Origin of the sequence: Salinirubrum litoreum, from assembly GCF_020567425.1 — an archaeon.
In the GTDB taxonomy this organism is placed as follows: Archaea; Halobacteriota; Halobacteria; order Halobacteriales; family Haloferacaceae; genus Salinirubrum; species Salinirubrum litoreum.
This window is the reverse complement of the sequence record NZ_JAJCVJ010000003.1, coordinates 15,767-42,430: the sequence shown is the minus strand read 5'-3', so window position 1 is coordinate 42,430 and position 26,664 is coordinate 15,767. Positions and strand designations below refer to the sequence as shown.

The following is a 26,664-nucleotide window of genomic DNA, read 5'->3' as shown; positions in this document are numbered from 1 at the left end:
GCTGGTTCTCACGGGGTGGGAGTGGTCGTCTCGACTCGGCCCAGAGCCGACGCCAGTCGTCCCCACGCCCCGAGAATCATGCTCGTCAGCTACCCACTCACCGGACCGATAGTCGTCATGAACACCGTCAGCGAGAGTGGTGAGAGTCCCGCGGGCACCGGCGGAGACACCCCCACCACCAACTGGATCGCCCGGCACCGCATCGCCGCCTTCTTTCTGTTCGCCTACGCCATCGCGTGGGGGTTGGAGGGCGTGATCCTCCTGCTGGGTCTCGAGCCGTCGTGGACCTGGTGGTTCATCGGCGGCTTTCTCGGCCCACTCGCGCCGGCTATCTCCGCGGTCGTCGTCCTCCGGGCGTCCGGCGAGAGTGTCCGGGGCTGGCTCCGAGACGTCCTACGCTGGCGGGTCCACCCGGCGTGGTACGTCGTCGCCATCGCCGTCCCGTTCCTGATCGCGTACGCCAGCGGCGTGGTCGGGTGGCTGCTCGGTGATCCGATCGACTGGACCGCCTTCGCGTTCGATCCGGTCAGTATCGGTATCGGCATCGTCCTCGGGACGCTGATCGGCGGCGGCCAGGAGGAACTCGGCTGGCGCGGGTTCGCCCAGCCAGAACTGCAGGCGCGGTACGGCGCGTTCGGCGCGGCGGTGATCGTCGGCGTCTTCTGGGGACTGTGGCACCTCCCGCAGTTCGTGCTCCCCGGTGGCATTCGGGCGGACTGGCCGGCGGTGCTGATCCTCTCGTACTTCACGGGCATCGTCGCCTTCTCCGTCCTGTTGGCGTGGGTGTTCAACGGGTCGGGCGGGAGCGCCCTGCTGGCGATGCTGATGCACGGGGCCGACAACTCTACCACCGGGCGAGTCCCGCTGGACCTGGACGTGGTACTGATCGGTGACACGGTGAACTGGTCGCTGTTGTCGGGGACTTACGTCTCACACGCGCTGCTGACGTGGCTGGTCGTGTTGCTCGTGATCGGTGTCTCCGGCGCCGGGTTGTACGCACGACGAGTACGCCGGCGGGGCCGCACAGCACGCGGGTCGCCAGAAGGCGTGACGGGCGAGGACTGACCGCGGTCCTCGGCCACGGTACGGCTGCTCGACGCGGACCGGCCGACTCACCCACCGGGAAGTATCTGGACGACCCCGACCGTCTCGGCGACGACCCAGACGACGAAGACGGTGTAGAGGACGAGCAGACTCACCGACTCGGGCGTCGTCAGCGAAAGGTCGGTCCGGAGGAGGCCGAACAGGATCACGGTCGCCGCCGTCAGGACACCCATCATCGGGACCGCGACGCCGAAGTCGATGGTGACCGCACCGACGATGAGCACGCCGACCGGGATGGCGACGAGAAGGTCGAAGGTGTTAGAGCCGAAGACGTTGCCGAGACTCGTCGTGGCGTTCCCGTCGCGGGCCGCCCGGACGCTGACCAGCGTGTCCGGCAGACTCGTCGCGGCGGCGATTATCGTCACGCCCGCGAGGAACTCCGGAATCCCGAACGTGGCGTTCAGCGACTCGACGCTACCGACCAACTGTTCGACGCCGACGAGGATCAAGAGCAGACCGGCGAGAAGCCGACCCCACTCCCGCCCGACCGGGATGTCGCTCGGCGGTTCCTCGACCTCGTAGTCACTCACGTCCTGCCACTGGATGAACAAGTAGAGCCCGTACAGCCCCAGCGGAATCAGTGCGAGCGGACGCCCGATCTCGCCCGCGAGCGACCCGGTGCCGGTCACCGGGTCGTAGATGACCGCGAGCGCGAAGGTGATGACGAGTCCCGAGACCGCGAGCATGTAGAACTGCGCCTCCTTGTAGACGATCGTCCGGTTGGCCTCCAGTTCGTCGGCGGCCGCCAGCCCAGACAGTCCGGGGATCACGAGGATGTTGAAGATGGCAGAGCCGACGATGGCACCGACGCCCATGTTGAACGCGCCGTCGAGTGCGGTGAAGACGACGCTGGTGAACTCCGGAAAACTGGAGCCGACCGCGACGACCACCGAGCCCTGCACGACCGCCGGCAGGCCGTAGTACGCGGAGAGGTCCTCCGCCGACGCCTCCAGCCAGCCACTTCCGATCCAGATGACGGCGGTGGCGACGACGATCAACAGGACGTTCACGGCCGGCGACGCAGACGCGAACAGCGAGAGGACCATCGTCCGGGTGTGACACGGGCCGGAGAATGAAAGCTCCGATACGTCGTGCCGTCCCGACCGACGCGTCTCACCGGTCGGCCGTCGCCTCACTCCACACGCATCGACGACGCGAAGTACGTCACGCCGCCGTCGCTGTCTGCGTCCGTGTCGCCGTCGAGGGTCCTGACCGCCACACTCTCACACCGACCACAGACGGGGTCGGCGTCCGAGACGGCCGTGGCGGTGACACGACCGCACTCCTCGCAGGCGACGTAGCGGAGACCGAGCATACCGATCCACGGCACGCGAGCGACAAAACGGCTCCGCCCCGAGCCGACTGTAGTAACAGGATACGTACCAACTACGTTTCGATTACTGCTACAGATGGTTAGTTATCTTCGACAAGAAGCGACGAAAAGTATATAATTCAGTCTTATCTCGTACAAACGAATGCACCAGAGCCGTCTCTCACGGACGGGGGTCACCGTCCTACTCGTGATCGTAGTGGTCGCCGGCGCAGGCGCGGTCGCCTCGGCGGATTCGGGGAGCGTCGGCGGCGTCGACTCCTCGGAGTCGTCGGGCGTGCCGACGGCACAGATCGAGTCGGTGTCGTTCGACCACAGCGCCGGAACGGAGATAGACACCGTCTACGTCTGGGAACGGACGGACTCGGGAGAGACGGTGGACAGCTACGGTATCGTCGTCCACCTCTCCGTCGAGAGAGAACGCACCGTCTGCTTCAACACCGGCGGACCGGGGTCGTGTATCCGGATCGGTCCCGACTCCGACCGCGTCACGGCCGACCTCAAACTCGGCGGCGACGGGCCGACAGACCTCACGGTGTCGATCCAGAACCCGTCCTCCGGCGAGACGCTCGCCACCGAGTCGCTGACCGTGGTGTCGGTTCCCCGCACGGGCGACCTCGACGGCGACGGCCTCACGAACGCCGAGGAACACGAAGCCGGGACGCACCTCTGGGCGAGCGACAGCGACAGCGACGGGCTACCGGACCCACGGGAGACCGACACCTCGCCGACGACGGCCGACACCGACGGCGACGGCATCGCGGACGGCCGCGAGGTCGAACTCGGGACCGACCCCACCGTCGCAGACACCGACGGCGACGGACTGAACGACGCGACCGAACTGGCCGAGGGGACCGACCCACTGTCCGTCGACACCGACGGCGACGGACTCGACGACGAGCGAGAACTGTACGGCGAGAGTTCCCCGACGGTCGCCGACACCGACGGTGACGGACTCGACGACGGGAGCGAGTCCCTGTTCGGAACGGACCCGACCGTCGTCGACACCGACGGCGACGGACTCGCCGACGGGGCCGAGTTCACCGCAGGCACCTCGCCGACGGCGGCCGACACCGACGGCGACGGACTCGGCGACGAGCGAGAGCGACTCGCCGGGACCGACCCACTCGTCGCAGACACCGACGGCGACGGACTGAACGACGCGACGGAACGGGAACTCGGCACGGACCCACTCGCGGGCAACACCGACGGCGACCTCCTCGGCGACCGGGTGGAGACCGCCCTCGGAACTGATCCGACCGAGACCACGACGCTCCCGGGCGGGGGTCTCTCCGCCCTGCTCGCGGTGCTCCTCTGTGCAGGGCTGTCTGGACGCGGTCGGGCGCTCGCCGCCGGTGCGCTCGGAGCACTGACCCACCTCGTCGGCTCTGCACTCGGGACACTCGAACGCGTCGTCGACGACGGTCGGACTGTCGCGGGCTACGGTCGGCTACTCGTCGGCTACGGGCGGGTCGTCGTCGACCAGAGCCGGGAGGTCGCCGGCCAGGTTCGGCACAGTGTCCTCGTCGTCCACCTGCGCCACCGCGCCGTCTGCGGCGTCGCCGACGCGGGGCGGCGACTCCGGGCAGCCGTCTCGACCGTGGCGGTCGGTCTCACGACCGCCGGCGACCACGCGGCAGACTTCCCGGCCGAGACAGACCGGCGGTCAGCGGCGACCGGTGCCGACGACGCCACGGCGTCTCCCGACGAGCGGTGGGGCGAGGCGGACTCGGCCGAGGCGGTCGTGTCGGCCGCCGACCCCGGCGTCGAGGACGACCGACTCGTCGTCGGGATGCTCACCGCAGAAGGCGGCCGCGTGAAACAGGGTGTGATCGTCGAACACAGCGACTGGTCGAAGGCGAAGGTGAGTCGGCTCTTGAGCCGGATGGCCGACGACAACGAGATCACCAAGATACGTCTCGGTCGGGAGAACCTGATCTGTCTGGCGGGCCACGAGCCAGCGATCACGACCACACGAACCGATCGCGGGCAGCGACCCCGAGATCCCAGTCCGGGCTGACTCGACGCGAGGTCGCGGGACGACGCCGGCTGGCTCCCGGGTCGATGCCAGCGGTCCGGAACCGTCAGCGGTGCCGCCGGTCGCTTCGCGTGCTCTCAACCCGCAGGGCGTGTGTCACAGGCCGATACTCGTAGTCTCACCCTGCAGAGCGCTGTGTCGCCGGTCGCTCGCGTCGTCTCGTCTCTCGGAGCGTGGTATCACCGTCGGTCTCGCCGGGTGCGGCGTCGATTCTGGACCTCGATCCGGCGGTGAAACAGTTTCACCCGGTCGAAACGGCTGAAACGCTCGGGCCGATATATGCCGGCGAAGATCCATCGTGGAGGTACGATGACGGGACCAACCACAAACGACGACCCGAGCGCGTACGGTTCGGAAGGCGGTCTCCGGGACCGCTCCCCGACGGCGCCGACCGACTCGCTGACGCGAGACGACCTGTTCGACGTCCTCCAGGCACGTCGCCGGCGCCTCGCGCTCTGGTATCTCCACGAGCGCGCCGAGGGGGAAGCGCGCCTCCGAGCGCTGGCGAGACACGTCGCCGCACTGGAGGCAGACACCGACGCACACGCGGTCGACGGCGCGGTGCGACAGCGCGTGCAACTCTCGCTGTACCAAGCACACCTCCCGAAACTCGTCGACTTCGGCGTCGTCGAGTACGACGAGACTCGGGAGCGTGTCGAACTGACGCCCCTCGCCGACGCCTTCCTGCCGTACCTCGCCGCCGAACCGGACCCCTCAGCCGGCGTGTGAGCGACCGGGCTCCCGTCGCTCACTCCTCGTCGGTGACCTCGGCGTGGTCCTCGACACGCCGGCTCACGTCGAGTCGGTAGTGCTTGAGGATGTCACGACCCAGCAAGAGCGGGTGGGTCATGTGCGTCCGGTCCTGGATGTTCGCGGGGACGGTGTACTGTTCCCCGCCGATGCCGACGACCAGATCGACCACGGGTCGGGTCGACGTCTGCTTCGAACTCCCGGACCGGACGCGCGAGACGGTGTGGATCGGCCCGGCACCGATGTCGGCCGCGAGTTGGAGGTCGATACTCGTGGAGGCCGCACCGGAGTCGGACTTCGCCACGACCGTCTTCGTCCCTGTCGTCCCTGAGACGACCACCTGTTCGGTGTAGCCGATGGTGACCACCTCGTCGGAACTGACTGGCTGTGGCGCGGGTTTACACGCCGGGACCGAGTCGTCGAGCGTCGAAGCCAGTCGCTCGACGCGATCCGGATCGACGGTCCCACCCGCGAGTTCGATGGCCTGCCGGGCGATGTGCGGCGCGGGACTGGTGCCGGTCGCGCGGTAGAACCCTTTGAACCCCGCCGTCGGATTCACTTCGAGGACGTACCAGCCGTCGTCACCCTCGATCAGGTCGACGCCGGCACAGTCGAGACCGAGCGTCGTCGCCGCCCGACGCGCGATCTCGAGGACAGCGTCGGGCGTCGAGTCGCTCACGTCGGCGACGTGGCCCCCGCGAGCGACGTTCGTCCGCCAGTCCCCCTCGACGGCGACGCGTTCCATCGCACCCAGTACCTCGCCCGCGACGACGTACACCCGGAGGTCGCGGGGGACCTCGCCGTCTCGGCCGACGAGTTCCTGCAGGAAGGCCCGGCGTTTGCCGACCCGGGCGGTCAGCGGGTCGCTGGTCCGGACCTTCCACGCGCCGCCGCCGTGAGTCCCGATGGCGGTCTTGTAGACGGCCTCGGTGCCGAACTCCTCGCGGAGACGCGTCAACTGGTCGCTCGACAGCGCGAAGGTCGTCTTCGGCACGGGGAGGCCCGCGTCGACGAGTGCGACCGCGGCGGCGGTCTTGTGGCCGGCCCGTGCCGTCGCGTCTGGCGCGTTCAGCATCGGGACGATGCCGTCGAGGGTCCGGGCGAGTCCCAGTTCCTCGGAGGGCTGTTCGGTGTTCGACAGCAGGAGTCGATTGACGATCACGTCGACCGGCGGCGTCAGTGTCACCTCGTCGTCGTCCATCCGGATCACGGTGTTCTCGGCCCGGAGCCACTCGGGGCGGTGCCCCAGCGCCTCGACCGCGTTCAGGATCGCTTTCGTCTCCTTGCTGTTGTGCAGGCTCAGCACGCCGACGCGGACCCGGCGTCCCTCCGTTGTCTCGGTGAGTGTGTTCGTCGCCATAATATACATAGACATTCGTGAGAGACACCGAAGACTGCTCGGGGTCGTTCTCAGCCAGGGAGAACCGCTCAGTCCCGACCCACCGTGTCCCACGCGAGGAGTCCGGCGGCGAGGAGCAGACACCCCACGAGACCGCCGAACGCGACCGTGTAGTTCACGTAGGTCGCCACGACGCCGACGTACGCCGGGCCGACCGCGTTGGCCGCGAGGAACAGCGCCCGTGCCGCCCCGAGGTCCGCGCCGAGGTCGCCGTCCGGCGCGTTGTCGAGGATGACGCCGTCGGCGAGGGGGAACTCGGTCTTGTAGCCCACTGCGAGGAGGACGATGCCGCCGAGAATCGCGAGTCGCGAGTCGGCGACGACGAGTCCCGCGAGTGCGACGCTCGCGACCAGCAGTCCGGCCACCGCGATGGACTCCCGAGAGAAGCGGTCGCTGAGTCCCCCTGCCACCGGCTTCGTCACCGCACCGACGACGAAGACGAGGGCGAAGGCCGCACTCGCCGCGCCGGGTGAGAACGACTTCGCCTGCGCGAGATACGTCGGCAGGAAGTTGATGAAGCCGCCGACCATCAGGTAGAACAGACCGAAGGCGAGCAGTGTCCGGCGCTGGCGGGGCGTCGCCAGCAGTCGGCGCAGGGTTCCCGCCACGTCGAGTGACCGGGAGCCGAGCGTGTACGTGTCGCGGGTCCACAGTGCGTAGACGACCAGCAACCCGGCGAGCACGACCGCGACCGGGAGAAACGGCTCGCGCCACGAATCGAACGAGAGCGTCGGCGACGGGCCCGGCACGGGTACGCCGGCGATGGACGCCGGGATCGCGACACCGGCCGACAACACCAGCACGCCGAGACCGGCGGCGGCCAGTCCCCCGAGGTCGGTCCCGGCGGCGTAGATGCCGAGTGCTCGCCCCCGTCGCTCGACGAACAGATCGGAGAGGAGTGCCCGCGACGGGATCGCAAAGAGCGCCTTCCCGAAGCCGGTGACGACCGCCGCGAGGACGAACCCCGCGAGTCCGCCGGCCAGCCCGAACAGCAGGAAGCCGCCGACGAGCGTCGCCAGTCCGGGGACGATGAGCGTCGCCCGCGACCACCGGTCGGAGTACTCGCCGGCGGGGTACTGCGTCACGGCGTAGACGCCCTGGAACAGCGCCAGCGCGATGCCGGCGGTCGCCTCGGTGATCCCCAGATCGGTGATGATCGCCGGGAGCAGCGGCGAGAGGAGGAACCGACCGGCCTGCAGGACGGCCCACGCGAGCGAGACGGCGAGGAGCATCTGGCCGGTGTAGCCGCCCAGCAGTCGTTCCGTGGTCGCGTCGCTGTCCACCGCCGACTCGTCTGTCGTCACCGCCGACCCGCCGTTCACACCCGAACTCGTCGGTGGGGACTACAGTGGGTTTCGAAGCCGGAAGGCACTGTCGGGTGTCAGCGCCCGGCACGCGGGAGACGCTCCCCGTGTTTTTTTGAATCCGGCCGCCGGCGGTCCGTCCATGTCCGCCCTCCGCCGTGCGACAGTCGTCGTCACCGCCCTCGGACTCCTCGCTGGTCTCCTCGACGGGGGACAACTCGCGCTGGCGCTCGCCGGCGACCTCGGACCGCCGAACGACTGGGTAGTCTCCGCGACGACGATCGGCGGGTTCGTCGCGTCGCCGCTTCTCGTCGCCGTCACGGGCTACTGGGTCGGCGGGCTGATCGCGCTCTCGGACCGCTACGTCGGTCTCCTCGCCCGGTTCGCCCTCTGTGGGGCGGTGTCCGTGTTCGTCGGCTACCTGCTCGCGTTCGCCCTCCCGAGAGACGTCTCCGTCTGGCGGTTCCTCCCGAGTGCTGCGGTCCGGTTGCTGTTCGCGTCGGTCGAGGTGCCGCTGTACGGTCTCGCCGGGGCGGCGGTCGCGCACTTCCGCCGATAGCGCCGAATCTGCAGGACGGTCGGCGGGTTGTCACCCGACGACCGTCACCGCTCTGGCGGTGGACGCCTCACCTGACGACCGTCACCGGCCGATCTGCACGCTCCACGAACTGTTTCGCCACGCTGCCGACCATCGTCTCGCGGCGCTCCGACAACCCTCGGTGGCCGACGTAGATGGCGTCTGCGTCGACCGTCTCGGCGTAGTCGGTGATCGCGTCCGCCGGGTCGCCGTACACCAGTTCGGTCTCGATCTCGTACCCGAGATTTCCGGCCACGTCCTCGATGGCGTCGAGAATCTCCAACCCGCGTTCCTCGGCGGTCTCGACGCTCTCGACGATCAGTTGCCGGTCGCGCTCGGTCGCCCCGCCGAAGGGGTCGGCGTCGCCCGAGGGAACCGATGGATCGACCGCGTGGACCGCCGTGATCCGGGCGTCGGTCGCGTCCGCGATGTCGGTCGCGTGAGCCAGTGCCTCCTCCGCTTCCGGTGAACCGTCGACTGCGACGACGAGATGCATGGGGAGACGTTGGGACAGCAGGGGGTTAAGCGCCGGTGACGTTCCAGCGTCCTGAGAACCGGCGAACCCCTCTGCGGTGTGGAACCCGAAGGCGGCCACTCCCCGACGCGTCGGTCCTTTCTGACCCGATCAGTATCGTTTTGTAGCAGTGCCCGCAACCTCAGAACACCCACGGAACGCAGTTTTCCACTATGCTCGACAACACACCGATCGAAGCGACAGACCCGGAACTCGCGGCGGTACTCGACGACGAACTCGCCCGCCAGCGCGACACGCTGACGCTGATCGCCAGCGAGAACTACGCCAGCCCCGCCGTGATGGAAGCACAGGGGAGCGTCCTGACGAACAAGTACGCCGAGGGCTACCCCGGCAAGCGCTACTACGCCGGCTGTGAACAGATCGACCGGATCGAGACTCTCGCCATCGACCGCGCGAAGGAACTCTGGGGCGCAGAGCACGTCAACGTCCAGCCCCACAGCGGGTCGCAGGCGAACATGGCCGCCTACCTCGCGGTCATCGACCCCGGCGACACCATCCTCTCGCTGGACCTGACCCACGGCGGCCACCTCTCGCACGGCCACCACATGAACTTCGCCGGGCAGGTCTACGACGTAGAACACTACGAGGTCGACCCCGACTCCGGCTACATCGACTACGACGCCCTCGTCGAACAAGCGGAGGCAGTCGATCCGGACATCGTCGTCTCCGGCTTCTCCGCGTACCCGCGCGAGGTCGAGTGGGAGCGCGTCCAGGAGGCCGCCGACGCCGCCGACGCCATCCACCTGGCCGACATGGCACACATCACCGGGCTGGTGGCGGCCGGCGTCCATGAGTCGCCGGTCGGCGTCGCCGACATCGTCACCGGTTCGACCCACAAGTCGATCCGGGCCGGTCGCGGCGGGATCATCCTGTGCAAAGAGGAGTACGCCGACGCCATCGACAGCGCGGTCATCCCCGGCACGCAGGGCGGCCCCCTGATCCACAACATCGCGGGGAAGGCGGTCGGCTTCAAGGAGGCGCTGACCGACGAGTTCACCGCCTACGCCGAGCAGATCGTCGACAACGCCGCCGCGATGGCCGAGACGTTCACCGATCACGGTATCGACCTCGTCTCCGGCGGTACCGACACCCACCTCGTGCTGGCCGACCTGCGCCCTTCGCACCCGGACACGACCGGGAAGGACGTGGAGAAGGCACTGGAGTCGGTCGGCATCGTCATGAACGCGAACACGGTCCCCGGCGAGACGCGCTCTGCGTTCAACCCGAGTGGGATCCGCGTCGGCACGCCCGGCGTCACGACCCGTGGCTTCGACACCGCCGCGAGCGCGGAACTGGCGGGCGTGATCTGTGAGGTCGTCGACGCGCCCGAGGACGAGGCGACACTCGCGGCCGCGAGCGAGACGGTCGACGAGTTCTGTACGGAGTACCCGCTGTACGAGGACGTGTAGGTCGGTCGGCCCGGAGCGTGAGACGCGGTCGTCTCACACCGACACCGAGCGACACACATTCGAAAGCAGTTCTCGACGTGGCTCGAAGCTTGAAAGTCAATGGTGTAATCACGTCTTAGTTCGGACCTCGGCGACCTGTCTGATCGGACACACCCCGCCGCCGTCTCCGTATCGCTCCCTAATGCTACGCATAACTATATTAGTTTACGCGTGGTCGTTCGACGTACATGTCTGAACGGCTCTCCCGGCGGCGATTCGTAGAAGCGACGAGTGTGGCAGGTATCGCGGCGCTGGCTGGCTGTGGCGGCAACGGCGGTCAGTCCCAACGGCTGGCGTGGCACGCCGGCGGTCAGGGTGGGACCTACTTCCCGCTCTCGAACGAGTTCAAGACCATCGTCGAGGAGTACACCGACTTCCAACTGAACGTCCAGTCGACCGGCGCGAGCGTCGAGAACGTCGGGAGTCTGGCGAACGGCGACGCCGACTTCGCGCTGATCCAGAACGACATCGCCTACTTCGCCCGGAACGGCACCGGCATCGAGGCGTTCCAGGACAGCGCAGTCGAGAACCTGCGCGGTGTCGCGACGCTGTACCCCGAGACCATCACGGTCGTCACGCTGGCTGACACCGGCATCGAGTCGTTGTCGGACCTCTCCGGCGCGACGATCAACACCGGCGACCTCGGCAGTGGGACGCAGGTGAACGCGCTCCAGATTCTCGAAGCAGTGGGCATCTCCGACTTCGACGAGCAGAACGCCTCGTTCTCGCAGGCGGCCGACCAACTCCGGAACGGCGACATCGACGCGGCGTTCGTCGTCGGCGGGTGGCCGGTCGGTGCCATCGAGGACCTCGCCAACACGAACGACATCGTGATCGTCCCCATCTCCGGCGACAACCGGTCGTCGGTGAAGGACGCCGCCTCGTGGTTCGCCGACGACACCATCCCGGCCGGCACCTACACGGGCGTCGATCAGGCCGTCGAGACGGTCGCGGTGCAGGCGATGATCGCCACCAGCGCCGAGCAGTCGGCCGACACGGTCGAGCAGGTGACGGCGGCCATCTTCGACCACACGGACGAGCTGACGATCAAGACCGACTTCATCAGCCGGGACAGCGCACAGGACGGGATGTCCATCGAACTGCACGAGGGCGCGGCGGCGTACTTCGGCTGAGACGCGACTCGCCCGTCTCGGCAGTCGACCACCCCGCGTGATCTCGGCTCCAGATGCAGATTCACCACTCTCGACGCGTCGTCCTCGGTCTGCTCGTAGTCGTACTGCTCGTGACCGGGGTCGCGTCGGCGGTGCCGACCGGCCAGACGCTGGTCGTCGAACGCGTCGACACCGGCGAGGTGGTCGTCTCCCAGCCAGTCGAACAGGGCGACCGGGTCGCGCTCGTCTACACCCACAGCGTCGAGAAGACGCGCGTCTACGACGGCTACACCGTCCGTGACGGGTATCTGGAGCTGACCCGCATGGAGTTCGAATCGTACGGCTGGGGCCTGCCGACGGACGCGAACGTGACGCGAGAAGACGGCGTGTTCGTCTACGACCCGCCCGGCACGGCGGAGGACCTCTACGTCAAACCCGGTCGGATCGCCGGCCACCGACTGCTCGTCGACGACCGGGAGTACGACCTCGTGGGCCGGGCCGACGCCGAGTCGGTCCGCGTCCACCTCCGCGATCGGTCCGCACTCGATGCCCTCTCTACGTACCTGACTACACTATGACCGACGACGACCCGGACGACACGACGACCGACGACGACAGCAGGACAGCACCACCGACCAGCGACCGCCACCACCCAGCCCGGCGGGCCGACGACCGACTCAGCCCCGACGGCGGGACCGATCGCGGCCCCGACGGACCGGACCACAGCACCGAGGCCGATGCCACGCCAGACGGCGGACGTGACGGGGTCACCGATGCGGACGACGACGAGTTCACCGAGGAGGAGGCCGAGGAACTGCTGAAGGAGATCGAACGCAAGCGGACCGTCGGCGGTCTGGCGGCGATCTTCGTCGCCATCGTCGGCCTCTCCTTCTCGGCGTTCCAGATGCTGCTGGCGGCACAGGGCTTCGAGTTCGGCTTCGACGTGCCCGTGATCGGCGAGGTTCAGATCGCCTCGCTCCAACTGCTCCAGATCAACGCCATCCACGTCGTCTTCGCACTCGTCCTCGCGTTCTTCCTCTACCCGCCCTCGACCGGCGACGGCTTCGTCGCTCGGCGACTCGGGCGTGTCGTGCCGACTGCAGAGCGCCGGTTCGGCCCCGACAGCCCGATCGCAGGTGTCGCCCGGCGCTCGCGTCGGCTGGTCCGCTGGTTCGCGCTCGACCCCAAACAGGAGCGCGTGACGCCGGCCGACGTGGTGTGTTCGGCCGTCGCGGTGTTGACGGCGGCGTACTTCATCACCGACTTCGCGGAGATACAGAACGTCGTCCGCATCCGGGGGTTGACGGCGACCCGGACCGTCTCGGAGTACTACGCCGGGGCGGTCGAGAGCCTCTTCGGGCCGGGCCTCGGGGACCTCGTCGGCACCCTTCTCGGACTGACGCCGGTCGGCGACTTCCCGTACGCCTTCTTACTCGGTGTGCTGGGCGTCCTGCTCGTCCTCGAGGCGACGCGGCGGACGCTGGGGCTCCCGCTGATGATCATCGTGGCGTCGTTCATCGTCTACGCCCGGTTCGGCTACTTCATCTCGCCCGGCGTGCCCCTGCTCGGGAACCTCTCGATCCTCGAACTGCGCTGGTCGTCGATCGTCCAGAACCTCTGGTACAACACCGAGAACGGGGTGTTCGGCATCCCGGTGACGGTGTCCGTGCAGTTCATCTACATCTTCATCCTGTTCGGCGCGTTCCTGGAGATGTCCGGCGCGGGGCAGTGGTTCATCGACCTGGCGTACGCCGCGACTGGCACCCGGAAGGGCGGCCCGGCGAAGGCGAGCATCCTCGCCAGCGGGTTCATGGGGACCATCTCGGGGTCCTCGATCGCGAACACGGTGACGACCGGCGCGTTCACCATCCCGCTGATGAAGCGCTCCGGCTACGATCCGGAGTTCTCCGGCGCGGTCGAGGCGTCTGCGTCGTCGGGTGGGCAGATTCTCCCGCCGGTGATGGGCGCGGCCGCGTTCCTCATCGTCCAGTACACCCAGACGCCCTTCGCGGACGTGATAATCGCGGCGGCCATCCCGGCGGTCATCTTCTTCTTCGGCGTCTGGGTGATGGTCCACCTCGAAGCCTCGCGGGCGAACATCGGCGGCCTCAGTCGTGACGACGTGGTCGCGTTGAAGCCCCACGCGAAGCGGGGCTGGTTCTACCTCGTGCCCATCGTCCTCCTCCTGTGGTACCTGATCGGCGAACGCCTCTCCGTCGCCCGGTCTGCGTGGTTCACTCTCGTCGCCGTCAGCGCGCTCATCACGCTCGTCGCGGCGTACAACGACCGGACGCGCGTCCCTCTCGCGGTGACACTCGCGCTCATCACGGGCGCGGAGTTCGCGTCGTTCCTCGTCGGCGGCGTCGGCGTGATCGGCCTCGCGACCGGCGCGGGCGGTGCCGGCGTCGGCGTCTCGGGGGCCTTCGCGGCGGTGCTGGGCAAGATCGGCTGGTACGCGATGGTCGCCGGCGTGATAACCCTCGCGTGGAACCCTCGGATGGACGCCGCCCTGCTCCGCCTCGACCCGCAGGTGCAGGACGCGGCGGAGACCGTCGCAGAGGGCGCGAACCGCGAGTCGCTCGCCGACAACCGACTGTTCCGACTCGCGTCGTTCGTCGGCACGTCGATGGAGTCGGGCGCGCGGACGGCGGTCCCGGTCGTCGTCGCGGTCGCGGCCGCCGGGATCATCCCCGGTGTCATCAGCGTCTCGGGGCTCGGGCCGAACCTCGTCTCGCTCATCCTCGACATCTCCGCCGGGTCGCTCGTCTTGATGTTGATCGTCACCGCCGTCGCCTCCATCATCCTCGGGATGGGGATGCCGACGACCGTGACGTACATCATCCTCGTCTCGCTGCTCGGGCCGGCACTGGTCGAGTTCGGGATCCCGATCCTCGCGGCGCACCTGTTCATCCTCTACTTCGGTGTCATCGCCGACATCACGCCGCCGGTCGCGGTCGCGGCCTACGCCGCCTCCGGGGTGGCGAAGTCCGACGCGTTCCAGACCGGCGTCGACGCCTTCTCGCTGTCGCTGAACAAGGCCATCGTCCCCTTCGCCTTCATCCTCGCGCCGGGAGTCATCCTGCTCCGGACCGGCGTCGAGGTGCCGGGATCGGACAAGACCTACCGCGTCGTCCAACTCGGCGACCTGTTCGATCCGGCCTTCGCGATCCCGGAGATTCTGATCCCGGTCGCCGGCATCGTCGTCGGGGTGATCGCGCTCGGGGGCACCGTGATCGGCTACCTCTACGCGCCGCTGAACTGGATCGAGCGTACCGGCTTCGCGGTGAGTTCCCTGCTGTTGATGGCTCCGGGTCTGCTCTACATCGGTGTCTCGGACGCTGCCGCGTTGCTCGGGAGTGAGGCGCAGTTCGGCGGCGTCTTGCTCGACCTCGGACTTCGCGTACTCGGACTCGTCATCTTCGTCCTTCTGACCGTCCGGAACCGGCGGCAGGTCGACGCGAGTCCGACGGCCGGCGGCTCGGCGGAGTCCGAGAGCGTCTGAACCGCTCTCTCGTGGTCGGCGGGGGACTCGTCGCGCTCGGTGTCGGCGGTCTCCCCGCGATCGGCCGGCGACCGAACATCTTCGGCGTCACGTCGAGGGAGCGGGAGGCAGAACAGCCGCACATGAACGCTGTCCTCGGTCGCGTCGATCCGGAGAGCGGCCCGCCGACCGTCCTCCCCCTCCGGCACTTCGTCGTCGGACTCGGCTTTCTGTTGCTGGGCGGAGTCGTCTCACTCCTCGGGCCCTCCGGCGTTCGTGTCGGTCGATCGTCGGTCGCGGCGGTCCACTTGCTCGTCGCCGGCGGGGTCTGTCTCACGATCCTCGGCGCGATGACACAGTTCGTCCCGGTCTGGTCGGGCGTCCAGTTGTACTCTCGGCGACTCACCCGGCTCCAGCTTCCACTGGTCGCCAGTGGGCTACTCGGCGTCGCCGGCTCACTTCTCCTCGTGGAACCGACGTGGCTCCCGGTCGCCGGAGTCGTCGCACTGCTCGGCTTCTGGACGTTCGTCGCCAACGTCGCGCTCACCCTCCGCCGGGCGCGACCGTGGGACGTGACCGAGCGTCACTTCGCGCTGGCGCTCGTCGCCTTCACGCTCGTCCCGACGTTCGGGGTCCTGTTGGGGCTCTCGTCCGCCAGACCCGGTCTCGTCTCCGTCCCCTACGTCGCGCTCCGGGCGACCCACGCGACCGTCGCGGTCTTCGGGGCGGTCCTGCTGACGGTCGCCGGCGCGCTCGCCCAGCTCGCGCCGATGTTCACCCAGTGTGGCGACCACCCGGTGGATCGACACCTGCAGCGGATCGAGGAAGCGACACTCCCCGCCGGGGTCGTCCTGCTCGCGGGGGGTCGCCTGCTCTCGGTCTCGGTCGTCGCTCGGCTGGGTGCGGTCGCGGTCGTGGCGGGCGTGTCGGCCGTCGCTCTCCTCCTCGGTCGTCGTCTCTGGGGTGCTCGTGTCGCTCCCTCACCCATGCTCCGCCGGTACGCGGTCGGGGCAGTCGCGCTCCTGCTGTGGGCCGGCACCACCCCCCCAGCGTGGCTCGCCGATCCGCTCTCCTCGCGCGCGACGGTCGGCCACCCGGCCGTCGGCGGGTTCCTGCTGGCCGTCGCGGTCGGCTTCGTCGTCGTCGGGACGCTGTATCACGTCGTCCCGTTTCTCGTCTGGGTCGAGGAGTACAGCGACCGCCTCGGCCTCTCGGACGTCCCCGCCGTCGACGACCTGTACGACGACCGACTGGCGCGACTCGACCTCCTCGCGACCGGTAGCGGGGCCTCGCTCGTCGGTCTCGGTGTCCCGGCCGCGACGCAGGCCGGCGGCCTCCTCGTGCTCGTCGGCCTCGTGATCGTGACAGCGAACCTCCTCGGCGTCCTCAGGGCACACGCCGCCACCGGACTCGCCGGCGTCGTTTTCCCGAGATGGGCCCGTCGACGCACGCGACGAGACACCGACTCCCGGTCGGCGGACTCAGAAGGGTGAGGTCGGCGTCGTCGGATCGTCCGGGCGAGTCGTGGCCGGAGTCTCGCCCGCCGGGTCGGCCGGGTCGAGATCCGCGAGTCGCTCGTTGACGCTCTCGGCGTGCTGATGCATCGGGTGGACTCGCACACGAACCGTCTCGTAGTCGTGCTCGTCGGACAGCCCGTTCCAGGCGCGGAACGCGGCGACCGCCAGCGTCTCGCCCTGTGGACAGAACTCGGTCGTCGGGGTGAACTCCGCCCGGAGGGTGTCGGGGTCGTCGCGATCCTCGGCGTACCGGAAGCCCGCGTCCGGGTGGCGCGTGTCGAGGTTCAATCGGGCGAGGTTGTAGTCGAAGGTCACGTCGTACACGGACCGGGCCTCGAAGACGTCGTGCGTCTGCTCGTGGAACCGGACGTGTGGCTCGCCGGTCAACACGTCGTGATCCGCGAGAAACGGTCCCGGATCGGGGAGGTGGGCCGGCACGAACTCGTCGGTCGCGTCGAAGTCGGTCGCGTCGGAGCCGAACGGAGAGGGGATGTCGACCATACCGTCGGTCGGTGCGCGACCCCGGTAGCAGTGGTCCCGAAGATGTTCGCTCGCCGGCGAGGGAGGCTCGGCCCGAACACGTTCGGGAGTGGATACTGGGAGGTGGCGTCCCCACGGACCGGTATGGCGCACCAGCGACAGAACTCCAGCGTCGAGGCGACCGAGGCACCGCCCGAGCGACCACGCGAGTATCTCGACGTGCGGGACCTCCCCCCACCCGAACCGCTCACGGAGACGCTGGAACTGCTTGCCGAGAGCGACCGGGACGCCGTCGTCGTCCAGACGAACGACCGCGCGCCACAGCACCTCTACCCGAAACTCTCGGAGCGCGGGTACGAGTACGACACCGTCGAGACCGAGGAGGCGGTCCTCACCGCGATCTGGCAGGAGTGATCGGGTCGGTGGCAGACGCGGGTCGACGACAGACGCGGGTCGGAGAGTTACGCCGCCGACCGTCGATCCTGCCAGTCACCGTAGGCCGTCTCGTTCAGCACGACGACCGCACCGTGCATCCGGGCGTGGCCGTCACCGCAGAGTTCCGTACAGTAGAGGCGATACTCGCCGGTCTCGGTCGCGTGGGTCCGGGCGACCGTCTCGGTGCCGGGGAACACGTCCTGTTTGATGCCCAGATCGGGGACGTACAGCGAGTGGATCACGTCGCGTGAACTCATCACGAAGCGGACGTCGCGGTCTGCGGGGATGACGAGTCGGTCACGCGTCGTCACGTTCGCGTCGGGGTAGTGGAACGACCAGCCCCACTGGTAGGCGTCGACCTCGACGATCAGTTCGTCGCCCGCCGTCGCCGCGTTCGCCGCCGGGTCGCCCGTGTCGGCCATCGCGGTCGGCGTGAGATACGGGTTCGTCATGACGAAGAAGCCCGAGACGCCGACGAAGACGAGGATGACGGCGGTCGCGGCGGTCCACGTGATCTCCAGACCGGGATCATCGACGGTCGGACTCGGGTCGTCGTTGTTCCGGAAGCGGTAGATGGCGTACACCAGCGTCAACTCGACGAACAGCGTCAGCGGGAGCGCGACGTACAGCAGTTGCGTGTTCAACTCGTCGATGGCGGCGCGGTTGACCGACTGAGCGACCACAGGCGTAGCGAGCGACAGGAGTCCGACGACCGCGAGACACAGCGAGAGGAACCTGCGATTGATTTGCACTGTACTGGTCTTCCGAGGCTGTCGGTATATGTGTTTGCCCGGCGTTTATGACCGGCGTGTTCGAGTGGGTGTTCGTATGTTCGACACGGTCTCCCCGGTCGACCGACTGGCCTTCCTGGTCGTCGTCGGTCTCGCCATCCTGACGGAGCAACTCCTCCTCGGTGTCGTCGCGGTCCTCCTGCTCAGAATCGCCGTCGCGCTGAACGGCATCCGCGACGCACTTCGCCGAGACGAGCGAGTGACGGAGCAGTAGCGACGGGAGTCAGTTACCTACGACTGAAGTCGTGGGCTTCCTCCTTGCATCTCTGTGAGACGACGCGCGGACCGGGTCACGACAGGTGCCGTTCGAACCACTCGCCGGCGAGGTCGGCGACCGTCTCGAGTTCGCCGTGGCCCTCGAAGAGGTGGCCCGCACCCTCGACGACCGCCAACTCCTTCGTGCAGGTGAGGTCAGCCAACACGGCGCGATTCAGTGCCAGCACCTCGGTATCCGCCCCGCCGACGACGAACAGCGTCGGTGCCGTCACGGCCGGGGCCTGCTCCTCGGCGAGGTCGACTCGCCCACCCCGAGCGACCACTGCGCTCACGTCGTCACCGAGGCGGGCCGCCGCGCGGAGAGCGGCGGCCGCACCGGTGCTCGCCCCGAAGTAGCCGAGCGCCAGCGACCCCGTCTCCTCGCGGCTCTCGAGCCACTCGGTCGCAGCGAGCAACCGCGTCGTCAGACGGTCGATGTCGAACCGCGTCTCGTACGTCCGGTCTTCCGACTCGGTGAGCAGGTCGAACAGCAACGTCCCCAGCCCGCGCGCCCGGAGCACCTCCGCGACGAAGGTGTTGCGTGGACTGAGCCGACTACTCCCGCTCCCGTGGGCGAAGACGACGAGTCCCGTCGCGCCCGCCGGCACGACGAGTTCACCGGCGAGTTCGACTCCGTCGGCCGGGACCGTCACCTGGGCGTCGGTCTGATCGGTCATACTCGACGAGACGACGGCCACGGTCGTCAACCGTCGGCATGACAGCGTCCTCGGGACCACTCACCCCGGAGGCGTCTCTGCCGGTCGTCTCGTCGCCCGCAGGTCCCAGCGAAACAGGAGCGTCGGGAAGCCGATCAGGACGACGACGAGTGCCCACACTGCGACAGCTTCGACCGTCAGCCCCGAGAACGCGCCCTCACTGCCCGCGAGGACGACGACGGCGTAGCCGACGGTGTAGACCCCCCACAGCAGCGTGGCGACGAGGCCGACAGTCGCGACGCGGCGGACGCGCCGTGGGGCGTCGGTCCACAGGAAGAAGCCGGCGGCGAGAAGCGAGAGCGCGACGACCCAGAGTCCCAGAAGGACGACGTACTCGGCCGGTCGGAGGAAGCGGTCGGCGAGTTGGAGCGCCGACCCCAGGAACGCGACCGAGAACACGAACAGGCCCGGACCCACGTGTGCGACGATCCGGAGCCACCGGCGGCCGACGACTGCGTCGAAGCCGGCGACTGCGACCACGGCGAGGAGGCTCACGGCGAGTGCGAGTAGACCCGCCGCCCACCCCGACCGACCACTCTCGACCGCGACCGCGAACGCCGTCACGCCGACGACCGCGAACAGCAGACCGACCCACGACAGCGGTAGCTGAAGCAGTCGGAGTCGGGTGTCGTCCGTCGAACGCTCGGTTGGGTCGGACACGGTCTCGGCGGGGGATGTTCGAACGTCGGTCTCCCGAAGGTCACTCCGTCGGTCCACTCCGCGCCTGTCGGTTCCGGAGTCGCTCGGAGACGACGAGGAGTAGGGCGAGGATCACCGTCCAGACGACGATGTCGACCACGAGTCCGAGCCAGTTCACCCGCCACGGGAAGAACTCGGGAGCGAGGATCCGCCGTACCAGCCACGCCATCGGGAGTCCGTAGTGGACACCGCCCGCGAGTGTCCGGACCGGGACGAGTCCCGAGAGCAACGTGAGGACGATACCGCCCCCGAGTGCGACGGCGAGGAGTCTGGGTCGGTTCACGTGGATCACCCACGGGGAGATTCGACGCGAGGTGTCGTCAATCGGCGGCCGGAGCTATCCGGGTGAGCCAGACTCGCCGGCCAGCCACCACCCGTAGAGCTTCGCCCACTCGTCTCGCGGTGGGTGTTTCTTGCTCTGTGCGTACGTCTTCCCCTCCAGCACCTGTCGCTCGACGACGTTCGCCGCGAGGCGAAGTGCGTGACTCGCACCGTAGCCCTCGCCGGTCCCGACGAAGTGGCCTCTGTCGGTGAACAGGCGGATGCGCGCCATGAGCAGGGGCGTCCCCCGGAACCGCTCGTCGTGTTCGTGGAGGAAGACGTTCGCCTCCAGAACCGTCAGATCGCCGTACTTCTTCGCGATCCCTTCGATCAGGTCGGTGAGTTCCGCGCGACTGATGTCGTCGAGGAGGTCGACGTTCGTGATCTGCACCGGCAGACGGCGCTCGTCGGTCCACGTCAACGACCGGAGCACGTCGGTCTTCGTGACGATGCCCGTCGGGTCGCCGTCGGCAGTGACGACCAGCGACGAGACGCCCGCCGAGAGCATCCGCTCGACCGCCTCGTCCAGTCGCTGGTCGACCGCCGTCGTCTCGACGGGGCCCGTCATCACGTCGGCCACCGGGAGGTCGAGCATCCGGTCGACGTCGCCGGCGCGTTCGCCGAAGCCGCCGTGTGGGCTCCCGCCACTGGGGCTGGCACCGGCACCCGGTGACCCGCCCTGTTGTCGATCCATCTCCCGCACCACGAAGTCGAGGAGGTCGAACAGGCTGACGATGCCGACGAGACTGCCGTCGTCCACCACCGGCAGGTGGGTGATCCGCTGGTCCCGGAGCGTGTGCAACACCGACCCGACCGTCGTCTCCGGGGAGACGGAGACGAGATCGTCGACGTACACGTCCTCGACGGTGAGAACGTGGAGGAACGGGCGCACCGCCACGAGGAGGTCGTCTGCGGACACGACGCCGTACAGGTCGCCGTCTTCGAAGACCGGGAGGACCATACTGTCGCTCCCGAGCATCGCCCGAGCGACCGTCCGCACGTCCTCGTCTCGGTCCACCGTCCTGACGTGCCAGACGAGACCGCCCGCCTTCGCGTCGGGGTTGCGATGTGCCGACGCGAACCGGCGCTGTGTCACCACGCCCGTGTACTCGCCGTCCTCGGTGACGATCACCGCCTTCGCTCCGGTCTCGCCGAAGGCGGCTTCGAGTTCTGCTGCGCGTGTGTCCGCCTCGAACGTCTCGAACTCCGTCGAGACGATGTCGCTGATGTCCATCGTGTTTCCCCAACTCTCACAGTACGTCAGACAGCGTCTTGATTCTTCGTCCCCGGCGCTCGGCCGACACGGACTCACATCGGGAACCGGTGTGTAGATTTATACTGCTAGCCTCGCCAGTACGTAGCAATGCAACTCCTACCCATTCGCGCGACGACGCCGACGTTCTCGGTGTCGGCATGAACAGCGCGTTCGTCGAGGTCGGTGCACTCGGGCTGCTGGCGGTCTCGGTCCTCGGCTTCTGGCTCCACCTCCGGCGGAGCGCGGGCCCGACCAGCGACGGCGGCTACCCGACCCGCGAGTCGATCCGCCTCGATCTGGAGCGCGTCCGCGAGGAGGCGATCCGGTGGCTGACGACGACGAACCACCGCGAGATCGGCATCCTCTATCTCGTCTTCGGAACCTCGGCCGGCCTGTGGGGCGGTATCGACGGGATGATGCTCCGCACGGAACTGCTGACGCCGCCGGCCGACATCTGGACGCCGGAGACGTACAACGCCCTGTTCACGACCCACGGGCTGACGATGCTCATCTTCTTCGTCCTGCCGGTGTTCTTCGGCATCGGGAACTACTTCCTCCCCCTGCTGATCGGCGCCGACGACATGGCGTTCCCGCGGGTGAACGCCATCGGGTTCTGGCTCCTCCCGCCGGCACTCCTGCTCGCGCGCGGTGGCCTGTTCGTACAGGTCGGCGGCCAACTGCTGAGTCCGTTCTTCTCGGAGGGGGCGATCCGCTTCTTCCTCACCCTGCGCGAGGTCAGCGTCGGCTGGACGCTGTACGCCCCGCTGTCGGTCCAGAGCACGAACCCGCAACTGGATCTCCTCATTCTGGGTTTGCACCTCTCGGGCGTCGCCACGACCCTCGGTGCGATCAACTTCATCGTGACCGTGGTCTACGAGCGCGCAGACGACGTGACGTGGGCGAACCTCGACATCTTCTCGTGGAACATGCTCGTCACCAGCGGCCTGGCGCTGTTCGCGTTCCCCCTGCTCGGGAGTGCCCTGCTGATGCTCATCCTCGACCGGAACTTCGGGACGACGTTCTTCGCAGTCGAGGGCGGCGGACCGCTGCTGTGGCAACACCTGTTCTGGTTCTGGGGCCACCCGGAGGTGTACATCCTCTTCCTGCCGGCGACCGGTCTGTTGAGTACCATCTTGCCGAAGTTCGTCGGTCGCCGGCTGTTCGGCTACAAGTTCATCGTCTACTCGACACTCGGCCTCGGCGTGCTCTCCTTCGGCGTCTGGGCACACCACATGTTCACGACCGGCATCGACCCCCGCGTCCGGGCCTCGTTCATGGCGGTGTCCATCGCCATCGCGGTCCCGTCGGCCATCAAGGTGTTCAACTGGCTGACGACGATGTGGGACGGCGACATCCGGACGACCGCCCCGTTCATCCTCGTGGCGGGGAGTATCGGGACGTTCATCGTCGGCGGCGTGACCGGCGTCTTCCTCGCGGTGATCCCGGTCGACATCCTCTACCACGGCACCTACTACGTCGTCGGCCACTTCCACCTCATCGTCGTCGGCATCATCCCGTTCATGATGATCGCCGCGAGCTACTACTGGTACCCACTGATGACGGGCCGGTGGTACGACCGCCGACTCGCGCGGTTCCAGTCGGTGCTGCTCGTCTTCGGGTCGACGATTACGTTCACGACCCTGCTGGTGATCGGCGGGCTCGGCCTCCCGCGCCGGCAGGCCATCTACCCGCCCGAGTACCAGATCGCTCACCAGATCGCCACCGTCGGGGCGTACATCGTCGGCCTCGCCGCCCTGCTGTGGCTCTACAACATGCTCGCCTCCTACTGGCGCGGCGAGGTCGTCCGGTCGACCGACCCGTGGGACCTCAAGGCGACCGGCCAGTTCACGAAGGAGTGGCAGTGGTTCGAGGATCGCATGGTCGCGAAGTACGACATGGAACCGACCGAACCCGAGACGGTTCGGGCGGCCTACGACGCGGAGGGCGAACCGCCGGGACTGCTCGGCGGCGTCGGCACCGTCGCGGAGAACGTCTCGCGCAACGCGGGGATGGCCGCCGTCGGCGGCTTCGTCGGCACGGTCCTGATGGCCGGCGGCCTCGGCACCGCGATCCTGATCGGCGTGCTCGACCCGGCGTCGTTCGGCGAGATATCGGAACTGGTCGGGTTAGGCGCGAGTCCGCTGATCGGCGCGGTGCTGTTCCTGATCGGCGGGACGATCACGTGGCCGCTGATCTTCCTCGCGTTCCAGGAGTACCTCCCCGGCAGACTGCTGTTCGAGACTGGGCTGGTCTTCGCCACGCTGATGTCCACCGGGTTCGCAGTCGCCTTCTACACCGGACAGAGCGGCCTGGGCCTGATCGGCTACCTCGCGTTCGTCGTCGTCGCCCACTGGGCGTACGGCCTCGGTCTCACCGTCACCTTCCAGTACCTCCGGCGGCGGGCCCGACAGCGGTTCGCGGGGGTACTCTGATGGCCCGCCCGGACGACGCGGACGACGAGGAGTGGACCTCGATCGTGTTCACCTACGGCGTCCCCTTCGTGGGTGTGCTGATCGTCGCGGTCGGCATCGCCGCCGCCGTGCCCGGCGCGTACGGGATCATCCAGGAGGACATCGCCGACTGCGGCGACCCGACCATCGTCGTCGAGGGGCCCGAGGCGACCGCAGAGCGGTTCGACGGGACCCCGCCAGGGGGAGTCGAGCGTCTCGGGTTCGCGGAGTTGTCGAACACCGAGCAGGCCGCCTTCGAGGAGGCACTGGCCGACCCCATCGGCGAGGCACACGTCCGTGCGCCGTTCCCGCGCTACGAGACGTTCGTGAACGGGACGGTCGTGACCTACGAGAACGAGGAGTACTACGCGACGGTCGTCGCCGACAATCCGTGTTTCGAGACCGCAGCTCTCCAGTTCCCGCTGGGCGTCTTCGCTATCGCGCTGGGGATCGTGGGGATTCTGACGCCGCCGGCGTACCGGAAGTTGGTGGCACTGGAACGTGGGTTGGAGTAGATCCGACAGCGAGGTCGGAGTCGACGTAGCCACTGCGACCAAATATTTTCGTACTTGTTCGCATCGAAACGGGTGAACCGAGCGGCCGACAACGTTCACAGGAACCATGGCGTCCGGCACCGGCCCCACGACACCGACAGAAACCGACGACGAGGTCCGAGAGCTGTACGAGCGGTATTAGGCCGCCGAGAGCGACACCGAACGCCTCGAAATCGCACTCGAGAGGGGAGAACTCGACGGACGCCGCCACGCGGAAATCTCCGACGTGCTCGAAGGCGAGTACTCGGCGGACCGGTTCTCAGCCGACCACCGCACCGACGTACAGCACCGCGACCAGGAACACCCACACCACGTCTACGAAGTGCCAGTACAGCGAGACGGTGCGGATCGACGTGTCCCGGTCGGGCGCGTACTGCCCCCGCAGTGCCCGCGCGAGCGTGATCCCCAGCAACACGACGCCGAGCGCGACGTGCAGACCGTGGAGCCCCGTCAGGCCGTAGAAGGCGGTGGCGAACGCACCCCCCGCGAGCGTCAGGCCCTCCTCGACGACGAACTCGTAGTACTCCAGCGCCTGCCCGCCGAGGAAGACGACCCCGAGCAGGGTCGTAGCGACGAGACCGGCGAGGAAGCCCCGGCGGTTCCCGGCTTCGAGGGCGTGGTGCCCGTAGTGGATCGTGAACGACGACGCGACCAAGAGGAGCGTGTTGACGATCACCAACGACCCGAGCAGTGGCGGCAACTCGCTCGGCGGCCACGCCCCGACGCGGATGAAGGCGTAGTAGACGAAGCCGGCGAGGAACGTCGCCACGTCCGAGACGAGAAACAGCAGCATCCCACCCGTGTAGACGCCCGCGCGGTCGCCGGCCGCCTCGGCGGTGTGGTCGGCCCAGTAATCGACCAGAAACGCCTCCCAGAGCCACCCGAAGATGCCGCCGAGGAAACCCAGCGCACCGCCGGCCAGCAGGAGTGTCGGGAGCACGACCGGGACGAGGTCTGGACCGACGAGAAACAGGCCAGCACCGGCGTACAACGCCGCCGCACCGACGGCGGCGATCAGCGGCCACCGGCTGGTGTGTTCGTGCTCAGCGTGGTCGCCGGCCGTCTCGGTGGTGGTCATGGTTCGTCCCTCGGACGGGAGGAGCATAAACACTCGGCGACGCTGTCGCGGCGACACTGTCCCGGCGGTGCTGTCGCGCGAGAACGTCGGGACGAGACGGGCGGAGTGACAGCGACGGTCAGTCCGCCGTCTCGGAGGACCCGGTCAACGCGGAGAGACGAACCCTCTCGTCGGCGAAACTCGCAGCGCCGGACACCGACAGCACCACGAGAGCGAGACCGAGGACGACCAGCGCGTACGATCCGTAGCCCTCGACGGTCCGGATGGCGTCGGCCCCGCCGGTCGGGAAGTACTGGGCGATGGGGTTGATCCCCCCGTGGAGGAGCATCGCCGGAAGCACGCTGGCCGTCGAGTTGTAGAGCCAGGTGAAGACGACCGAGACGGAGACGACGGCGACGGCGTAGGGCGCGAGGGGGATGCCGGCCTGACTGCTTCCGGGGACGACGAACAGCGGGAGGTGCCAGCAGACCCAGACGACGCCGACGAGGAGGCTGGTGAGAAGCGCCGAGAACCGCTCCTGCAGGACCGGCACCGCGAACGCCCGCCAGCCCAGTTCCTCCTGCCCACCGCCGACGAAGAAGACGAGCACGAGACCGGCCGGATAGACCCACGCCGGCGGGAGGCTCCCGAGGTCGAGTCGCGCACCGAACACCCCCGCGTGGACGAGACCCGCGAGGCCGACGAGTAGCGGCGGAAGCAGGAGCGCGACGAGGTACCACCGCACCGGCAGTCGGAGTCGGAGGTTCGACCGGAGCCACGCCCGGATGGAGGCCCCCTGCACCCGGAGCGTGAGCAGTGCGCCGACGAGGGGACCGAACCCACCGACGAGGATCAACGGCGTCGTCGCCGACGGCGGGACGAGGTCGGCCACGAGTAGTGCCCACAGCGACCACGAGAAGCCCAGCGTCCCGAGAACGAAGACGGTGAACCCCCGGACCGCAGGAGACTCGACGAGTCGATCGACGTCGGTCGCGGTCGAGACACTACTCGATGCTCCGGTGTCTTCGGTGTCCATACCGGAGCGAGACGACGGCC

Annotated in this window: 26 protein-coding genes and 1 pseudogene; 14 read left to right on the top strand and 13 right to left on the bottom strand. The window is 68.2% G+C overall.

All coding sequences use genetic code 11. From position 1 onward, the window contains the following. Positions 1-78 precede the first annotated feature (78 nt). Positions 79-1,065 (top strand): type II CAAX endopeptidase family protein, encoded by a 987-nt coding sequence (locus LI337_RS16165; protein ID WP_227230945.1) that lies wholly within the window; start codon positions 79-81, stop codon positions 1,063-1,065. Positions 1,066-1,112: 47 nt separating this feature from the next. On the opposite strand, the gene LI337_RS16160 is transcribed toward LI337_RS16165, so the two are convergent. Further along, positions 1,113-2,150 carry a sodium:calcium antiporter gene (locus tag LI337_RS16160; protein WP_227230944.1) on the bottom strand — a complete coding sequence of 346 codons (1,038 nt, stop codon included), beginning with the start codon at positions 2,148-2,150 and terminating at the stop codon, positions 1,113-1,115. A gap of 86 nt (positions 2,151-2,236) precedes the next feature. Beyond that, positions 2,237-2,419: a hypothetical protein gene (locus tag LI337_RS16155; RefSeq protein ID WP_227230943.1), complete on the bottom strand. Its 183-nt coding sequence runs from the start codon at positions 2,417-2,419 to the stop codon at positions 2,237-2,239. A 160-nt stretch (positions 2,420-2,579) separates the two neighbouring features. Here LI337_RS16155 and LI337_RS16150 point away from each other — a divergent pair, with 160 nt between their 5' ends. Together LI337_RS16150 and LI337_RS16145 are read left to right on the top strand one after the other, a co-directional pair. Further along, complete coding sequence (locus LI337_RS16150) at positions 2,580-4,454, top strand: helix-turn-helix transcriptional regulator (protein ID WP_227230942.1); 1,875 nt, start codon at positions 2,580-2,582, stop codon at positions 4,452-4,454. A gap of 327 nt (positions 4,455-4,781) precedes the next feature. Then, entirely contained in the window at positions 4,782-5,201 is a 420-nt protein-coding gene (locus tag LI337_RS16145) for a DUF7344 domain-containing protein (RefSeq protein ID WP_227230941.1), read from the top strand. Positions 5,202-5,220: 19 nt separating this feature from the next. Here LI337_RS16145 and LI337_RS16140 read toward each other — a convergent pair whose 3' ends face one another. Continuing rightward, a complete protein-coding gene (locus LI337_RS16140; RefSeq protein ID WP_227230940.1) occupies positions 5,221-6,582 on the bottom strand; it encodes a RimK family alpha-L-glutamate ligase in 1,362 nt (453 codons plus the stop codon). Positions 6,583-6,650: 68 nt separating this feature from the next. Further along, a complete protein-coding gene (locus LI337_RS16135; RefSeq protein WP_264475120.1) occupies positions 6,651-7,853 on the bottom strand; it encodes an MFS transporter in 1,203 nt (400 codons plus the stop codon). 214 nt (positions 7,854-8,067) lie between these two features. Here LI337_RS16135 and LI337_RS16130 point away from each other — a divergent pair, with 214 nt between their 5' ends. Further along, complete coding sequence (locus tag LI337_RS16130) at positions 8,068-8,484, top strand: hypothetical protein (protein WP_227230938.1); 417 nt, start codon at positions 8,068-8,070, stop codon at positions 8,482-8,484. A gap of 67 nt (positions 8,485-8,551) precedes the next feature. Here LI337_RS16130 and LI337_RS16125 read toward each other — a convergent pair whose 3' ends face one another. Further along, complete coding sequence (locus LI337_RS16125; RefSeq protein WP_227230937.1) at positions 8,552-8,998, bottom strand: universal stress protein; 447 nt, start codon at positions 8,996-8,998, stop codon at positions 8,552-8,554. 191 nt (positions 8,999-9,189) lie between these two features. Between LI337_RS16125 and glyA the strand changes: the two genes are divergently transcribed. The 5 genes from glyA (at position 9,190) to LI337_RS16100 (ending at position 16,571) form a co-directional block, all read left to right on the top strand. Beyond that, a complete protein-coding gene (glyA, locus tag LI337_RS16120) occupies positions 9,190-10,446 on the top strand; it encodes a serine hydroxymethyltransferase (protein WP_227230936.1) in 1,257 nt (418 codons plus the stop codon). A gap of 227 nt (positions 10,447-10,673) precedes the next feature. Continuing rightward, positions 10,674-11,618, top strand: coding sequence for a TAXI family TRAP transporter solute-binding subunit (locus tag LI337_RS16115; RefSeq protein ID WP_227230935.1), 945 nt, complete (start codon positions 10,674-10,676; stop codon positions 11,616-11,618). A gap of 53 nt (positions 11,619-11,671) precedes the next feature. Continuing rightward, positions 11,672-12,175 (top strand): DUF1850 domain-containing protein, encoded by a 504-nt coding sequence (locus LI337_RS16110; RefSeq protein WP_227230934.1) that lies wholly within the window; start codon positions 11,672-11,674, stop codon positions 12,173-12,175. Then, on the top strand, positions 12,172-15,099 hold the full coding sequence (locus LI337_RS16105; protein ID WP_227230933.1) for a TRAP transporter permease: 2,928 nt from the start codon (positions 12,172-12,174) through the stop codon (positions 15,097-15,099). Before LI337_RS16110 ends, LI337_RS16105 begins: the two co-directional genes overlap by 4 nt. Before the next feature lie 11 nt (positions 15,100-15,110). After that, entirely contained in the window at positions 15,111-16,571 is a 1,461-nt protein-coding gene (locus LI337_RS16100) for a hypothetical protein (protein ID WP_227230932.1), read from the top strand. Here LI337_RS16100 and LI337_RS16095 read toward each other — a convergent pair. Next, entirely contained in the window at positions 16,560-17,096 is a 537-nt protein-coding gene (locus LI337_RS16095) for a DUF7998 family protein (RefSeq protein WP_227230931.1), read from the bottom strand. The genes LI337_RS16100 and LI337_RS16095 overlap by 12 nt on opposite strands. Positions 17,097-17,219: 123 nt before the next feature. Here LI337_RS16095 and LI337_RS16090 point away from each other — a divergent pair, with 123 nt between their 5' ends. Next, positions 17,220-17,489 carry a DUF2249 domain-containing protein gene (locus LI337_RS16090; RefSeq protein WP_227230930.1) on the top strand — a complete coding sequence of 90 codons (270 nt, stop codon included), beginning with the start codon at positions 17,220-17,222 and terminating at the stop codon, positions 17,487-17,489. A gap of 47 nt (positions 17,490-17,536) precedes the next feature. On the opposite strand, the gene coxB is transcribed toward LI337_RS16090, so the two are convergent. Beyond that, on the bottom strand, positions 17,537-18,262 hold the full coding sequence (gene coxB / locus LI337_RS16085; RefSeq protein WP_227230929.1) for a cytochrome c oxidase subunit II: 726 nt from the start codon (positions 18,260-18,262) through the stop codon (positions 17,537-17,539). 76 nt (positions 18,263-18,338) lie between these two features. Between coxB and LI337_RS16080 the strand changes: the two genes are divergently transcribed. Beyond that, positions 18,339-18,515, top strand: coding sequence for a hypothetical protein (locus LI337_RS16080; protein ID WP_227230928.1), 177 nt, complete (start codon positions 18,339-18,341; stop codon positions 18,513-18,515). A gap of 76 nt (positions 18,516-18,591) precedes the next feature. On the opposite strand, the gene LI337_RS16075 is transcribed toward LI337_RS16080, so the two are convergent. The 4 genes from LI337_RS16075 to LI337_RS16060 are packed head-to-tail and all read right to left on the bottom strand — an operon-like array spanning position 18,592 to position 21,526. Further along, positions 18,592-19,233 carry a dienelactone hydrolase family protein gene (locus tag LI337_RS16075; protein WP_227230927.1) on the bottom strand — a complete coding sequence of 214 codons (642 nt, stop codon included), beginning with the start codon at positions 19,231-19,233 and terminating at the stop codon, positions 18,592-18,594. 60 nt (positions 19,234-19,293) lie between these two features. Continuing rightward, positions 19,294-19,932 carry a hypothetical protein gene (locus LI337_RS16070; protein WP_227230926.1) on the bottom strand — a complete coding sequence of 213 codons (639 nt, stop codon included), beginning with the start codon at positions 19,930-19,932 and terminating at the stop codon, positions 19,294-19,296. Positions 19,933-19,972: 40 nt separating this feature from the next. Further along, on the bottom strand, positions 19,973-20,254 hold the full coding sequence (locus LI337_RS16065) for a hypothetical protein (RefSeq protein WP_227230925.1): 282 nt from the start codon (positions 20,252-20,254) through the stop codon (positions 19,973-19,975). Between the two features lie 54 nt (positions 20,255-20,308). After that, a complete protein-coding gene (locus LI337_RS16060; protein WP_227230924.1) occupies positions 20,309-21,526 on the bottom strand; it encodes a CBS domain-containing protein in 1,218 nt (405 codons plus the stop codon). Positions 21,527-21,705: 179 nt separating this feature from the next. On the opposite strand from LI337_RS16060, the gene LI337_RS16055 reads away from it, so the two are divergent. The 3 genes and pseudogenes from LI337_RS16055 to LI337_RS20365 form a co-directional block, all read left to right on the top strand. Continuing rightward, complete coding sequence (locus tag LI337_RS16055; protein ID WP_227230923.1) at positions 21,706-23,979, top strand: DUF6789 family protein; 2,274 nt, start codon at positions 21,706-21,708, stop codon at positions 23,977-23,979. Next, positions 23,979-24,512, top strand: a complete 534-nt coding sequence (locus tag LI337_RS16050) for a DUF7979 domain-containing protein (protein ID WP_227230922.1) — start codon at positions 23,979-23,981, stop codon at positions 24,510-24,512. Before LI337_RS16055 ends, LI337_RS16050 begins: the two co-directional genes overlap by 1 nt. A gap of 106 nt (positions 24,513-24,618) precedes the next feature. After that, positions 24,619-24,792 (top strand): annotated as a pseudogene (locus LI337_RS20365) (hypothetical protein); the annotation flags it as partial. Positions 24,793-24,810: 18 nt separating this feature from the next. Here the strand turns inward: LI337_RS20365 and LI337_RS16045 are convergent. After that, positions 24,811-25,629 (bottom strand): cytochrome c oxidase subunit 3, encoded by an 819-nt coding sequence (locus LI337_RS16045; RefSeq protein ID WP_227230921.1) that lies wholly within the window; start codon positions 25,627-25,629, stop codon positions 24,811-24,813. Positions 25,630-25,747: 118 nt separating this feature from the next. Beyond that, the gene (locus LI337_RS16040) at positions 25,748-26,644 is read right to left on the bottom strand and encodes a CPBP family intramembrane glutamic endopeptidase (RefSeq protein WP_227230920.1); all 897 of its coding nucleotides are present in this window, start codon (positions 26,642-26,644) and stop codon (positions 25,748-25,750) included. Positions 26,645-26,664 lie beyond the last annotated feature (20 nt).